Annotated in this window: 17 protein-coding genes; 14 read left to right on the top strand and 3 right to left on the bottom strand. The window is 43.4% G+C overall.

Annotated elements, in window-relative coordinates; all coding sequences use genetic code 11:
- The first annotated feature begins 371 nt into the window (after positions 1-371).
- From leuA to rdgB, 5 genes are all read left to right on the top strand, one after another.
- Positions 372-2,069 (top strand): 2-isopropylmalate synthase, encoded by a 1,698-nt coding sequence (gene leuA / locus IHE35_RS02125; protein ID WP_242788944.1) that lies wholly within the window; start codon positions 372-374, stop codon positions 2,067-2,069.
- Between the two features lie 111 nt (positions 2,070-2,180).
- Positions 2,181-3,341: a homoserine O-acetyltransferase gene (locus IHE35_RS02120; RefSeq protein WP_242788942.1), complete on the top strand. Its 1,161-nt coding sequence runs from the start codon at positions 2,181-2,183 to the stop codon at positions 3,339-3,341.
- A complete protein-coding gene (metW, locus tag IHE35_RS02115; RefSeq protein ID WP_004890183.1) occupies positions 3,341-3,934 on the top strand; it encodes a methionine biosynthesis protein MetW in 594 nt (197 codons plus the stop codon). Before IHE35_RS02120 ends, metW begins: the two co-directional genes overlap by 1 nt.
- Positions 3,931-4,521: a tetratricopeptide repeat protein gene (locus IHE35_RS02110; RefSeq protein WP_242788940.1), complete on the top strand. Its 591-nt coding sequence runs from the start codon at positions 3,931-3,933 to the stop codon at positions 4,519-4,521. The genes metW and IHE35_RS02110 overlap by 4 nt, the downstream gene beginning before the upstream one ends.
- Positions 4,522-4,635: 114 nt before the next feature.
- Positions 4,636-5,262, top strand: coding sequence for an RdgB/HAM1 family non-canonical purine NTP pyrophosphatase (gene rdgB, locus IHE35_RS02105; RefSeq protein WP_242788939.1), 627 nt, complete (start codon positions 4,636-4,638; stop codon positions 5,260-5,262).
- 191 nt (positions 5,263-5,453) lie between these two features.
- Here rdgB and IHE35_RS02100 read toward each other — a convergent pair whose 3' ends face one another.
- Positions 5,454-6,335, bottom strand: coding sequence for a permease (locus tag IHE35_RS02100; protein ID WP_242788937.1), 882 nt, complete (start codon positions 6,333-6,335; stop codon positions 5,454-5,456).
- A gap of 111 nt (positions 6,336-6,446) precedes the next feature.
- Positions 6,447-7,229 (bottom strand): NRDE family protein, encoded by a 783-nt coding sequence (locus tag IHE35_RS02095; RefSeq protein ID WP_242788934.1) that lies wholly within the window; start codon positions 7,227-7,229, stop codon positions 6,447-6,449.
- Positions 7,230-7,323: 94 nt separating this feature from the next.
- Between IHE35_RS02095 and lgt the strand changes: the two genes are divergently transcribed.
- The 3 genes from lgt (at position 7,324) to IHE35_RS02080 (ending at position 8,985) form a co-directional block, all read left to right on the top strand.
- On the top strand, positions 7,324-8,133 hold the full coding sequence (gene lgt / locus IHE35_RS02090; RefSeq protein ID WP_242788933.1) for a prolipoprotein diacylglyceryl transferase: 810 nt from the start codon (positions 7,324-7,326) through the stop codon (positions 8,131-8,133).
- 95 nt (positions 8,134-8,228) lie between these two features.
- The gene (locus tag IHE35_RS02085) at positions 8,229-8,618 is read left to right on the top strand and encodes a hypothetical protein (RefSeq protein ID WP_242788932.1); all 390 of its coding nucleotides are present in this window, start codon (positions 8,229-8,231) and stop codon (positions 8,616-8,618) included.
- The gene (locus tag IHE35_RS02080; RefSeq protein WP_242788931.1) at positions 8,611-8,985 is read left to right on the top strand and encodes a hypothetical protein; all 375 of its coding nucleotides are present in this window, start codon (positions 8,611-8,613) and stop codon (positions 8,983-8,985) included. Before IHE35_RS02085 ends, IHE35_RS02080 begins: the two co-directional genes overlap by 8 nt.
- Positions 8,986-9,018: 33 nt before the next feature.
- Here the strand turns inward: IHE35_RS02080 and IHE35_RS02075 are convergent, their stop codons facing one another.
- On the bottom strand, positions 9,019-9,564 hold the full coding sequence (locus IHE35_RS02075; protein WP_242788930.1) for a CHAP domain-containing protein: 546 nt from the start codon (positions 9,562-9,564) through the stop codon (positions 9,019-9,021).
- 414 nt (positions 9,565-9,978) lie between these two features.
- On the opposite strand from IHE35_RS02075, the gene IHE35_RS02070 reads away from it, so the two are divergent.
- The 6 genes from IHE35_RS02070 (at position 9,979) to msrA (ending at position 14,343) form a co-directional block, all read left to right on the top strand.
- Positions 9,979-10,470: a lipocalin family protein gene (locus IHE35_RS02070; protein ID WP_242788928.1), complete on the top strand. Its 492-nt coding sequence runs from the start codon at positions 9,979-9,981 to the stop codon at positions 10,468-10,470.
- Positions 10,471-10,642: 172 nt separating this feature from the next.
- Positions 10,643-11,485: a thymidylate synthase gene (thyA, locus tag IHE35_RS02065; RefSeq protein WP_242788926.1), complete on the top strand. Its 843-nt coding sequence runs from the start codon at positions 10,643-10,645 to the stop codon at positions 11,483-11,485.
- Positions 11,486-11,581: 96 nt separating this feature from the next.
- Positions 11,582-12,094: a trimethoprim-resistant dihydrofolate reductase DfrA44 gene (gene dfrA44, locus IHE35_RS02060; RefSeq protein ID WP_242788923.1), complete on the top strand. Its 513-nt coding sequence runs from the start codon at positions 11,582-11,584 to the stop codon at positions 12,092-12,094.
- Positions 12,095-12,122: 28 nt separating this feature from the next.
- Positions 12,123-13,169: a DUF4105 domain-containing protein gene (locus IHE35_RS02055; protein WP_242788921.1), complete on the top strand. Its 1,047-nt coding sequence runs from the start codon at positions 12,123-12,125 to the stop codon at positions 13,167-13,169.
- 100 nt (positions 13,170-13,269) lie between these two features.
- Positions 13,270-13,731, top strand: a complete 462-nt coding sequence (locus IHE35_RS02050; protein WP_242788918.1) for an META domain-containing protein — start codon at positions 13,270-13,272, stop codon at positions 13,729-13,731.
- Positions 13,732-13,824: 93 nt separating this feature from the next.
- Positions 13,825-14,343, top strand: coding sequence for a peptide-methionine (S)-S-oxide reductase MsrA (gene msrA / locus IHE35_RS02045; protein ID WP_242788916.1), 519 nt, complete (start codon positions 13,825-13,827; stop codon positions 14,341-14,343).
- The last annotated feature ends 33 nt before the right edge of the window (positions 14,344-14,376 follow it).

Genomic DNA, 14,376 nt, shown 5'->3' with positions numbered 1-14,376 from the left:
AGAACTTCTAACAAAGCTATCATATAAAGAAATATTTTAACCTTATCGCTTAATTACAGGAAAATCCAACAAGATTAAAATAGATCAGAGAAATATTTTTCCAATTAATAAATTTATAAGAAAATCTTTTTTAAGATACGACTAAAATCCATAGAAAAAGCAAAAACTTTTCATGTTTTCTGGACTAAAATTTAATTATAGGTTCACCATGCAGGTGTCTGGTTGATCCTGATGATCAAAACTTAAAAAATACAGGATTGATCTAATTTATCCTCACCTGCATGTAAACGAATATATAGACAAAATCTATGCTGTAGACCGAGCAACTGTTACACCAAGCAAGTATGCCGGGCTACCTAAGGAGCTCTCTCATGATGTTGGCTGATCCAAGTAAAAAATACCGTCGCATGTATCAACGTGTAGACTTACCAGACCGTCAATGGCCGAACAATGAAATCACTAAAGCGCCTATCTGGATGAGTACTGACCTGCGTGATGGTAACCAGGCGATCTTCGAGCCAATGAACATCGAGCAGAAGTTCAAAATGTTCCAGATGTTGGTAAAAATCGGTTTCAAACATATTGAAATCGGCTTTCCGTCTGCATCTCAAATTGATTTCGACTTCACCCGCAAATTGATCGAAGAAGGTCATATTCCGGATGACGTTTACATTGAAGTTTTGGTTCAGGCACGTGACCATTTGATCGCACGTACCTTTGAATCTTTACAAGGTGCAAAACGCGCCATCGTGCATATCTACAACTCGAACTCACCAACATTCCGTCAAAAAGTGTTGAATGTGGATGTTGAAGGTGCGAAACAGTTAGCGATCAATGCAGCGCAAAAAGTAAAAGAATACGCAGCGAAACAGCCTGAAACTGAATTTGTATTCCAGTACAGCCCTGAATGTTTCACTGCAACTGAATTAGAAGTGGCAAAAGATGTCTGTGATGCAGTGACTGAAATCTGGGAAGCATCTCCAGAAAACAAAGTCATCTTAAACTTGCCTGCAACGGTAGAAGTATCTTCTCCAAACGTCTATGCAGACCAAGTGGAATGGATGCACCGCAACATCGAACGTCGTGACGGCGTAATCATTTCAGTTCACTGTCATAATGACCGTGGTTGCGGTATCGCAGCGTCTGAATTGGCGATTATGGCGGGTGCTGACCGTGTCGAAGGTTGTGTATTCGGTAATGGTGAACGTACCGGTAACGTGGACGTTGCTGCAATTGCCTTGAACATGTATACCCAGGGTGTGGCACCAGAATTAGACTTCTCGAATATCAACGAAATTATTGCGACTGTTGAAGAATGTACAGGTTTGCCAGTGCATCCACGTCATCCATATGCAGGTGATTTGGTATTTACTGCATTCTCTGGTTCTCACCAGGATGCAATCAAAAAAGGTTTCGAGTTCCAAAAGAACGAAGAAATTTGGGATATGCCGTACTTGCCAATCGATCCAAAAGATTTGGGTCGCGACTATGATGCTGTAATTCGTGTCAACTCACAGTCTGGTAAAGGTGGTATTGCCTACTTGTTAGAATCGAACTACAACGTGACTTTGCCACGTCGTTTACAGATCGAATTCTCACAAATCGTGCAGCAAAAAACCGATGAAGACGGTACTGAGATTTCAGCACAAGCGATTTGGAGTTTGTTCAAAGATACTTATGTGTCAGTCAAAGACTCGCACTATGTGACCAAGAACTACAAATTGTCTGATGAAAATGGCAACCAAGTTGTAGAGCTTGATATTGAAGTAAATGGTGAAACTCAGCACTTACGCGGTGAAGGTAACGGTCCGATCTCTGCGATCTTGGATGCATTGCAATTGCCAATCGACGTATTGAACTATGAAGAACGCAGCATCAGTTCTGGTGCACATGCCAAAGCCTTGGCATTGGTTGAACTTCAAGTGAAAGGTACCGGTAAATCTGCCTTTGGTGCAGGTGTACATGACAACATCGTGACCTCTTCAATTGAAGCGATCATCGCATGTACCAACCGTCTGATTGATCAAGGTGTGTTAAGCACTGAACAAGTGATTGCTGCTGCTGTCTAAACACGGTATTAGAATTAGCAATAATCCATAGCATTAAAAAGACTTTAGAAGGATACCTGCAAATGGTATCCTTTTATTATTCATACTAAAGATTTAAGGCGAATTACTCCCGTGTCTTTTCCAGCAGACTCAGTGGGCCTTGTTACCCCACAAAAGTTCCAATTTGAAGAGCCGCTAGAGCTTGAATGCGGACGCATCCTCCCCCGTTTTGAACTGATGGTTGAAACTTATGGCGAACTGAATGCCGATAAGTCCAATGCCATTTTGATCTGCCATGCCCTTTCTGGTCATCACCATGCCGCAGGCTATCATCATGAAGATGATAAAAAACCAGGTTGGTGGGATGCCTGTATTGGCCCAAACAAGGCGATTGATACCAATAAATTCTTTGTGGTCGCCCTGAATAATATTGGTGGCTGTAGTGGGTCAACAGGTCCAACTTCTCCGAACCCTGAAAATGACAACCGCCCTTATGGTCCCGATTTTCCTCTAGTGACTGTACGTGACTGGGTGAAAACCCAAGCCATGCTGTCTGACCGTCTCGGCATTGATGTGTGGTATTCCATCATCGGTGGTTCATTAGGCGGTATGCAGGCATTGCAGTGGTCGGTAGATTATCCAGATCGTCTGCAAAAATGTGTGATTATTGCCAGCGCGCCTAAATTATCTGCACAGAATATTGCCTTTAACGAAGTGGCACGTCAGTCAATTCTGTCAGATCCAGATTTCCATAATGGCCGTTATCTGGAACATGATAGCTATCCAAAGCGTGGTCTGATTCTGGCACGTATGGTCGGTCATATTACCTATCTGTCTGAAGAAGCCATGAAGCAGAAATTTGGTCGTGATTTAAAATCCGGTAAATTTATGTATGGTTTCGACGTTGAATTCCAGGTCGAAAGCTATTTGCGCTATCAAGGCGAACAGTTCAGCCGTAACTTTGATGCCAATACTTACCTGATTATGACCAAGGCGCTGGATTATTTTGATCCATCTCGTGAGTATGAGCAGTCACTGGTAAAAGCCATGGCCAACACCAAGTGTAAATTCCTGGTGGTGTCATTTACCACAGACTGGCGTTTCTCACCGTCTCGTTCGGTTGAAATTGTCGATGCCTTAATTACCAATCATAAGCCAGTCAGCTATTTAGATATTGATGCTGAACAAGGCCATGACTCCTTCCTGTTCCCAATTCCGCTGTATGTCAAATCTATGCGAGCATTCCTCGGCGGTGAAGAACTATTAAAATCAACCCCGAAGGAGGCTGTGTAATGCGTATTGATCAACAACTGGCAGAACGTTGGATTAAACCGGGTTCACGCGTGCTTGACCTAGGCTGTGGTGATGGTGAATTACTGGCGCATATGAGCAAAAAGCACAATATTCGTGCATATGGATTAGAAATTGATCAAGAAAAGATTGCAATTGCAGTCAGTCGTGGGTTAAATATCATCCAGCAGGACTTAAATCTGGGATTAAGTCGTTTTGCGGACCAGTCTTTTGACTATGTTGTCATGGCACAGGCTTTGCAAGCTGTAGATGCACCGGACGTTTTATTACGTGATATGGTACGAGTGGGTAAACAGGCCATTATTACTTTCCCGAACTTTGCGCATTGGAAGACGCGTTCTTTCCTTGCCTTAAAAGGGAAAATGCCTGTTTCGGAAGCTTTACCGTATATGTGGTACAACACGCCGAACATCCACTTATGTACCTTCCGTGACTTTGAAGCACTTTGTGCGGAAAATAACATCAAAATTATTAATCGACTCGCTGTAAATGGGAATCAACAAGGTAGCATGCTCAGCAAGCACCTCCCTAATCTGTTTGGTGAAGTCGCAATTTATCGAGTGAGCGCTCTATGAAAAAATTATTACTAAGTACGACGCTACTGGCTGGACTTTTTAGCTTTCAGGCCCATGCAGACTATGTTGCTCCAACACCTTCGGTCGCAAGTCAAGCCGCACAATATTCTGTGATGGATATCAACAGCCTGATTAAGGCCGCGAAGGCAGGACAGCCAGGCGCACAATTTTATTTAGCCACCAAATACCAATATGGCAAAGACATTCAGAAAGATGAACGTCAGGCTTTTGCCTGGTATAAAGCAGCAGCCGATCAAGGTCTGGCAGTTGCCCAATTGAATGTGGGCCGTATGCTGGCAGATGGTATTGGGACCAAGAAAGATGAAGTACTGGCTCGCCAGTATTTTGAAAAAGCGGCAAGTCGTGGCGATAACCGTGCTAGCTTCAACCTCGCCATGATGGAAGAGAAGAAGAAAAACTATATGGGTGCTTACCAGTGGTATGAACTGTCTACCCGTGATGGCATGCTGGACAATAAAGTGATTACCTTATCTGAAGGCAAGAAAACCGCTTTGGCAGCCAACCTGACCCAAGAGCAAATTCGTCAGGCACGTGACCGTGCTGATAAATGGATTCAGGCACAATAAGCTTAATCTGTAAAAAAGCACCTTCGGGTGCTTTTTTATTGCCAGTTTATTTCACGTAAATTAGCAAGCAGGGTTAAAATAGCCCATCCTTAAAGTTCAATGATGAGATTCAACATGGCTTCAACTGACTGGTTATCCCAAGGCACACTGGTACTGGCAAGTAATAACAAGGGCAAGATTGCAGAATTTGAAAAGATGTTTGCAGAACTCAAACTTCCAGTTGAAGTCATTCCTCAGGGCAAACTGAATATTGAAGATGCGATTGAAGATGGTTTGAGCTTCGTTGAAAACGCGATTATCAAGGCACGTCATGCCGCTAAAATTTCTGGCAAACCTGCGATTGCCGATGACTCAGGGATTTGTGTACCAGTTCTGGGCGGCGCGCCTGGGATCTACTCTGCACGTTATGCGGGTGAACATGGTGATGATGCGGCGAACAATGAAAAATTACTGGCTGACCTGAAACCACTACGTAAAGATGGTGAAGCGATTGAAGGCATGTTTGTCTGTGTACTGGCTTTAGTGCAGCATGCTGAAGATCCATTACCACAAATCTTCCAGGGCATCTGGAAAGGTGAGATCCTAGAAACAGCTCGTGGTGAAAATGGCTTTGGTTATGATCCGCTGTTCTGGCTGCCAGAACTGGGGATTGCGAGTGCTGAAATGAGCAAAGAAGAAAAAAATAAAATCAGTCACCGCGGTCAGGCGATGAAATTGTTTAAAGAAAGTTTGGAGAAGTAAGTTCTACCTCTAATTCCCCCTCCCCCTTTGGGAGAGGGCTGGGGTGAGGGATTTTTTAAATAGACCTCTCCCTAACCCTCTCCTACAAGGAGAGGGAACACTCTCTTCTAAAGAATGGGCAACTACTCTTCGTAAGTAAAGCTTTTAAGCCTCTCTAACTCTTCCCCTACGGGAGAAAGAGCTTTCATTATTTATAAGCCCGGTATCACCGCATGCACCACCACTCCATAAATACCAATCAAAATCGCACTGGCAATCGTTCCTGAAGCAATATATTTGGCCGAATAACCTGTGCCCTGATAATGGGTTTCCAGTGCCACAATATTGGCGGCAGGTGGAAGCAGGAAATACATCATCAAGACAGCATAAGTCAGCATTTGATGCGGAATCGGCAATAAAAAATAAGCCCCGGCTGCCAGCCCCAAAGACAGAACAAAGCGGCCACTAATCAATATTAAACTACGTTTCAAATCACTGAGCTGAATCCGGACTTTACTCAACCACATACCCAGAATACACATGCCAGCAAAAGTCACCAGAAACTTGTTGGCTGCGTACCCCCATTGAATCAGCGGATGCAATTCATACGTACTAAAATCCCAAAATGATAAAACTGCTGCAACCGTCAGTGCAATCACCGGTGGTGACTTCAACATATTTTTAATAATAAATTTGGGATCTTGCCGATCAGGACTGACCGCTACTACGGCGCTGACATTACCAAATAATGAGCCACCTATATATAAGGCAACAATGGTATTTAACGCTTCAGGACCGAATAGCGCCAAGGCAAAGGGAAAGCCGAGCCAGACACCATTGAGATAGCTAAAACACAGTGCACGTAATTTATCTTTGGAGAAAAGATAGAACAAGCCAAACAGAAACAGCGAACTAAAAATGCTAAAACCAATCAGCCACAGGCTGCCCTGCTTATAGAACACCATGTTGTAAATCACAATCAATGGAATCAGCAGACGGGCCAGTAAAGCGGCCATGAATGGGCGAACCGGCTTTAAATAATGGACGCCCCAGAATCCAATCAGAAATGAAATAAGTGGTAGGAGCAATGCCATAAAGAAGATAGTGTCAGGAGTGGTAAATAGGCTTCATCCTAGCATACCTCTACATGCTGAGAGTTTGCTGTTTAAACTGATCTTTTTATAAATATCATCATCAATAGTTATTTAGAGAGCAATCGGAATAACTTGATTAACGATCAGCCCTGCTGTTGCACCCTGCTGGGATTTTTCTAACCACTGCCATTCATCGGCTTTCATTCTCAGGAAATTGGAACAGCGCGTGCCATAAATTGGACTTTGAATAAAGGTTGAAGATAATAATTGTTCCATTTCATGTGAAATCCCGGTCTTCGGCAATAACTCGGGAATGATCTTGCGCTCATCTTCCAGAATATCCCAGACGGCATAATAAAGATCCGACTCAAGTATATCGGGATACTGCATCATTGGCAGAAATTCCTGGGTAAAACGCTTGCGTAAGTGACGGGTCTTTTCCCAATGTTCAGTCAGCAAGCCATTGGAGACCACATAAACACCATGCGCCAGCACTTGTGGTGCCTCACCGCGGTTGCTCATATAGACCGCCTGCTCTCGATCACCGACAAACAGGTTAAAGCCTGCGTAGTCACATTGCTTTTTTTCCAATTCCTGGGCGAAACGAATGGGTGTTAATTTAGATTCCAGAAAATCCTGAAGAATATGACCGCGTGAAGTTGGATAAGACTTTTGATCCTGCCCATCTCTAAAATTAGTAATCACCGCCCAACGTCCTGAAGCAGTTACGCCCATCCAGGTACCACCAGACTGCAAATCCTGACCTGCAATAATCGGGCTACCTTCCCAGGCATGCAAGGCAGCTGTCGGACGCTGATAGAACTCATCCCGGTTTGAAATCAGACAAAGTGGCGTGTTATCCAGTACACGCCAGGCCAAGGCAACGATACACATAATTGATGCTCTAGATCTTTACACATTGAATGTACAACATTTTTCCCAAGTTTAGGCTAAAATCAGGACAAAACAGAAAGACAAAGGAAGATGCATGCTTACCTATCCCAATATTGATCCCGTAGCGATTTCGCTCGGGCCATTGCAGGTCCACTGGTATGGCCTGATGTACCTGATGGCATTTTTATTTGCCTGGGGGCTGGCGACTTATCGCGCTAAAAAACGCGGCTGGACATCAGATATGGTCTCGGATTTAATCTTCTTCGGGGCACTTGGGGTCATTATCGGTGGTCGAGTTGGCTATGTATTTTTTTACGGCTTTTCCCAGTTTCTGGCAGATCCATTGTGGCTGTTCCAGATCTGGACGGGTGGTATGAGCTTCCACGGTGGTTTCCTGGGTGTGATTCTGGCGATGCTTCTCTGGTGTAAAAAATACCAGATGACCTGGTTCCAGACGTTGGACTTTATCGCACCATGTGTGCCGACCGGACTGATGTTTGGTCGTATCGGTAATTTCATCGGCGGGGAACTGTATGGCCGTCAGGTGACTGACCCAAATTTTGCTTGGGGTATGATCTTCCCGACTGATCCACTGCAACTGGTTCGTCATCCATCACAACTGTATCAGGCACTTTGTGAAGGTCTAATCCTGTTTATTGTACTGTGGTGGTTCAGCTCTAAACCTCGCCCACGTATGGCAGTTTCTGCGCTATTCCTGATAGGTTATGGTCTGGCACGTTTCATCGTCGAATTCTTCCGTGAACCGGACAATGGCCAGCTGTTTATTGGCTGGATGAGTAAGGGTCAATTCCTGAGCCTGCCAATGATTCTGATTGGCCTATGGATGATGTGGTATGCCTACCAGAAGAAAATTTATGACTGGGGTCCACAGAAAAACGTGTAAGACATCCTGAAAATATTGCGAGGCATCTGCCTCGCTTTTTTATAACTGAAATATGCTAAAGTGCAGATCAACTCTTTTGGATCTTCACGGTTGCCATGCTTGAATACTGGTTTAATCCGCAAATTTCTGTCATTAAAAAATTACTGATTTTTATCGTGATTGCCACACTGACCGCAGTGCTGTACTGGATAGAACCTTTACCGCTGGATGCGATTCTGATGTTCGCCGGTACTGGAATTATTTTCCTGATCTGCCGTTATTGCAAAATTCATTTTGCTGCAAAGAATCCGACAGGCCTGTTCTATCGCGTACTGACCTGGATTCCAATTGCCCTGCTCTTGGCATTAATCTTCATGAATATGCAAGATGGCGAGATCCTGGTTGCAGGCGCTCAAGGAATTGGCTTTATGGCGATTGCCATCTGCCTGTTTTCGCCACTGTCTTTAATGCATAAAAATACGGATACTCCACCACCTCATGCTTAATTACTGGTATTCCGAACGCTGTACACGCCAGATCAGGCTAATTGTCTGTATCGCTACCTGCGCAGTAATTTATTACGCCTCCACCTTTGCGCAACTGAATGCAATATTTGTCGGCATCAGCCTGGCAATTGGGATGCTCAGTCATGGCTTACGTACTGTAGCCTTGAAACTGCCTGAGCAGAATCCCTATCGGGAAGGCTTTACACGACTGTTTTTCTGTATTCCGCTGATTGCCCTGATCACCCTGTTTGGCTATCTGCCTGAACAGCACAAGATAGCTTTAGGCATTCAATGCCTTGGCTTCAGTGCGATTGGACTGTTTATCGTGTCTATTTACGGGAATCGTGCGAAACGCTTCGAAGATTGAACCATTTCGCAAATGCTACTTTCAACTTCTGGTTTAAAGATGAGAATCCAGACGGTAATACGTGTATTTCACATCTGAATTACGATAAACCGCATGACTTGACTGTCTGAAATCGGATACCCATGCAGAACCTGAGTATGCTGCAATATGCCCATACTTATGCTTGGAAGTCCGGTCAATGATATAGATATCACCCTTTTTCGGACGGTCAAATGACAGGTTGATTTTGCGGTAGCCCAATTTTTGTAGGGTACTGCCCCAGTCAGCTGCAGCCACAGGATGATTCACAATTTTCGCACCTGAAGATTGCAAACCGATACGAATACTACGCGCACATTTCTGTGTACTGGTATTCCGGGTAATGCCTTGCAGATAACTGGTGAATTTTTCAATATTAAAACGCTGACCATTCATTACGCTAAAGGTCTTGCGCGATTCAGAACCGGTATTACGAGCTGATTCAGAGCTTTTACGCTGAGGCTGTCGTTTAGAATTTTGTCCCGACTGGGAACGAGTTATGACGTTCGCTTGAACAGGAGCATGAACTTCACTCATATTCACTTGATGATCATAAATCATATTAAACCAAGTACTCCTCGCCCTGAGTAGGCGTTCATATCTTTTGACAGGCCCAAATAGTAGCCCCATTAATGTTATTTTTCACGTTCAAAATGTAAATAAATTTAACAATATTTAATCAATTAAAGCTAAGACCATATTGTATATACAATTATTCAAATTCATTTGTTTACAAAAATATTATTTATTAAGTTTTATTGAACAATAAATTAATTAATCAATTTATTTTTAAGTAAAAAATTATAAAAATTAACCAGATCCTGACTTATTTAACATTTCTTATATATGCTCTACTTATCCCCATCTCATTGAAAACAAACATAACATTTCACTACATGATTACATCTTTTTTTAGCAGCTTCATATTTAGACTGATTGAGTGTAAAAATGAACTGAAATAAAACGGAGAAAATAATGAATCATGATATCCCTACCGTTTCAAATTTTGATCTCAGCAAATATTTAGGTACCTGGTATGAAATTGCCCGTCTCCCAATGAAACATCAACCTGAAGACAGTACTGATATTTCAGCGGTTTATAGCCTGAATGAAAGTGGGAGCGTACGTGTCCAGAACCGTTGTCTGGATGGGGATGGCAAGCTGGATGAATCCATTGGTGAAGCGACGGTTGTTGATGCCGCCAATGCCAAACTGGAGGTCAGCTTCCTGCCAGAGGGCTTACGCTGGGTTCCATTTACTAAGGGAGATTATTGGGTATTAAAGCTGGATGCTAATTATCAAACAGCTTTGGTCGGTGAGCCAAGTATGAAATATCTGTGGCTGTTGCACCGTACCCCAACCATTGATGAAACGACCAAACAGGAATATCTGGCTTATGCACAATCGCTCGGTTATGACCTGTCTGATCTGATTGACACAGTACATACCGGCCAGCCAACAGCTTAAAGTAGGCTATAAACAGGCATCCATTATGGGTGCCTGTTTTATTGCATTTTCTCTCTTATACAGTCACTTTCCCGGCGATGCTGAACTGCGAAAAAAAATGTTATGATGAGCGCAATTTTAAATTGCTCAGTTCAAAGAAAAGCAATTTTTCAACAAATTTTAAGAGAGACTTATGCGCCAATACCTTGACCTTTTACAACATATCCTCGACAACGGCGGCGATAAAGGCGACCGTACCGGTACTGGTACACGTTCGGTATTTGGTCATCAGATGCGCTTTGATCTTTCCAAAGGTTTCCCTTTGCTGACCACCAAAAAAGTTCACTTCCGCTCAATCGTGATTGAACTGCTCTGGTTCCTCAAAGGCGATACTAACGTTCAATATTTGAAAGATAATAAGGTTAGTATTTGGGATGAATGGTCAACTGCGGAACAGACTGCACGTTTTGGTCGTCCTGAAGGTGAGCTTGGTCCTGTATATGGTCATCAGTGGCGGAACTTTGGTGCCACAAAAAATGAAGATGGCAGCTATAAAAATGATGGTTTTGATCAGATCAAATGGCTGGTGAATGAGATCAAGACCAACCCAAACTCACGTCGTCTGATCGTGTCTGGCTGGAACCCGAATGAAGCTGGTCAAGTGGCATTGCCACCTTGTCATACCCTGTTCCAGTTCTTTGTCCATAACGGCAAGTTGTCTTGCCAGCTGTATCAACGTAGTGCTGACGTGTTTTTGGGCGTACCATTCAATATTGCCAGCTATGCTCTACTTACCCATATGATCGCGCAAGTCTGTGATCTGGATGTCGGTGATTTTGTCTGGACAGGTGGCGATACGCATTTATATGCCAACCACTTTGAACAGGCCCAACTTCAGCTGAGTCGTGAACCTTTAGGTCTATGTCAGTTAAAACTGAATCCTGAAATTAAAGACCTGTTCGATTTCAAATTCGAAGATATCGAAATTGTCGGTTATGAATCCCATCCGGGAATTAAAGCGCCTGTGGCAGTTTAATTTTTACTAAACTAAAGAAAATCAAAATCCCACTTTGCTTAAAGTGGGATTTTGCATTTTAATAGAAACAATTTTTATTTGTTTTTGAGTGTGGGTATGGCATTTCAGGATTTAGAAGTCGTTCATGTCGTTGCAATGGATCAGCAGCGCTGTATTGGTAAGGACAATGACCTGCCTTGGCATATCTCAGCGGATCTTAAACATTTTAAAGAAATCACCGAGGGTGGTGTAGTTGTCATGGGACGTAAGACCCTTGAGTCTATGGGTCGTGCCCTGCCTAAACGCGTAAATTGGGTCATTACCCGTGATACTGATTGGTCTTTTGAAGGCACCAAAGTTGCACATACGATTAAAGATGCCTTGAACCAAGCTGTTGCAGATGTAAAAGCGTCAGAAAAACCGGAGTCCATTTACATTATTGGGGGCGGTGAAATTTTCAAACAGACGATGAGTATCGCTGACCGACTGGAACTGACCCATGTGGAACTGGATGTACAAGGTCATGCCTTCTACCCGGAAATTCCTGCTGAATTCAAAAAAGTTTTTTCCGAACAACATATTGACGACAAAACCGGGATTGCTTTTGAGTTTGCAACATATAGAAAATAAAGAATAATTTTTAATTAAAGATTCAATTATGCATGCACAGGGAAATCCTGCACCCCACTGGCTATTCTGGTTAATGAATGCAGTATTTACCCTGTTTGTCATTGCATCGAGTCTATGGCTGTGCCTGGCGATCTGGGTACAGCAACCCTTCGGTGTGATTGGCAGTTCTGTGCTGATCGGCCTTTGGATTGTTTTAGCCTGTGCAGTTCTTGGTATTTATTTTAGCCGTCATCTGATTTCGCATGGTGTGGATACCCTGCTTTATATTCTGGCTTTCCTGTTTAGCCTGTTCTGGTATTTCAGTCTGGACGCCCATCAGGACCGAGAGTGGAATCCTGAAGTCGCCCGTATTCTCAGTTATGAGCAACAAGGTGATCAAGTCACCTTGCATAATGTGCGTAATTTTGTCTGGCAGCCAAATGGAAAATATATTGAGCGCTGGGAAAGTCGCAGCTTCGATTTAAATCAGATTACTGGCGTCAATGTCATCACCTCTTACTGGATGGGACCACATATTGCGCATACCTTGGTGAGTTTTGACTTTGCTGACCAGAAGCCACTGACTTTTTCGATTGAAATCCGCAAGGAAAAAAATGAAGATTTCTCTGCCATCGGCGGCTTCTTCCGCAAGTTTGAGCTGAGTCTGGTCGCTGCTGATGAACGGGATATTATCTACACCCGTAGCAATACTCGCGGTGAGCAGGTATATTTTTTCCCGGTCAACATGCCACAGGCACAAGCCAAGGCGCTATTTAAAGAGTATCTGAATAAGGTCGATGATCTCGCGCAGCAGCCAAAGTGGTACAACACCCTGACCAGTAATTGTACCACGCTGGTTTTTGATATGGTTCAAGCTGTTTCCCAGCAACCCTTACCGACTGATTATCGCCTGATTGCATCAGGTTATTTGCCAAATTATATGTATGACCTGCAAGCCTTGGATCAGGATTGGGATCTAACCACTTGGTATGCTCGAGCGCATGTAAATCCACGTGTCAAAGAATTTGCTCAGGTTAGCAGTGAACAATATTCCGCCCTGCTACGACAGGGATTACCGGTTCCAAAAGCAGAATAAAACCTACTTTCCAGGGAACCTAAAGATACAAATTATATTGGTATCATTCTATTTTTTCTGTTTATATACAGCGGTGTATCAAAGAAAAAGAGTAAGTCCAATGTTAAAAAAAGTGACCGCAATTGCAATGTTCGTTTCAGCTCTGGCCTTCACAGGCTGCCAAACCACACCAGACCAGACTTCCTCCCAGGCGGTTGAAAATCTGCAGCAACTTCAGAACCGCACCTGGATTGTCACTCACATTGGCAGTACAGAAATCACCACTGCCCCTACCACACGTAATATTCCAAGCCTGCAATTTGATGCTGCTACTCAGCGTGTTAGTGGCGCCGATGGCTGTAACCGTATTATGGGCAGCTATACTGCAGGCAAAGATACTTTAAATCTTAGCCAGATGGCGGGTACAAAAATGGCTTGTCTGAACAATGACAATCTGGATCAGAAATTTAATGAAGCCCTCTCCAAAGTCACCCATTATCAGGTTTTTGGTAAAACCCTGAAGCTGCTCGATAGCTATGGAAATCCGGTAATTCAGCTGGCAAGTCCGGTACAACCGCGCTAAAGCTTAAATAAAAAGCCTGTTTTTACAGGCTTTTTTTTATTTAGCATTTACAGCGTAGAATAGAGACAGAGACTCAGAATTAAGGATAAGATTATGCAACAGGCCTTATTTGGTGGTGGATGCTTTTGGTGTACCGAAGCGGTATTCCTGCAGATTCGTGGTGTCAGCAAAGTCGTGAGTGGCTATGCCGGTGGACATAGCACTCACCCAACCTATGAAGAGATCTGTAATGGTGATACCAACCATGCAGAAGTGATTCTGATTGATTTTGATGAAAGCCAGATCAGTTTTAAGCAATTGCTGGATGTATTCTTTGCCACTCATGATCCAACGACCCTCAATCGCCAAGGTAATGATGTCGGTACACAGTATCGTTCTGTTATTTATTATCTGAACGAAGAACAGCAGCAGCAGTCGCAAGAAACTATTGATGCACTGAAGACTGAAGGTCTGAATGTGGTCACTGAACTCAGTCCTGCTCCAACTTTCTATCCAGCTGAAGACTATCATCAAAACTTTTTTGCCAAAAACCCAAGTCAGGGTTATTGCAACTTTGCCATTCCTCCAAAGCTGAATAAGCTGCGTACCAAGTTTGTAGAGCTGTTGAAATAAGACAATCCATCATCATAAAAAAAGCGACCACAT

This window comes from Acinetobacter sp. ASP199 (assembly GCF_022700675.1).
In the GTDB taxonomy this organism is placed as follows: domain Bacteria; phylum Pseudomonadota; class Gammaproteobacteria; order Pseudomonadales; family Moraxellaceae; genus Acinetobacter.
The sequence above is the reverse complement of the archived record's forward strand: the minus strand, read 5'-3'. Positions and strand labels throughout refer to the sequence as shown.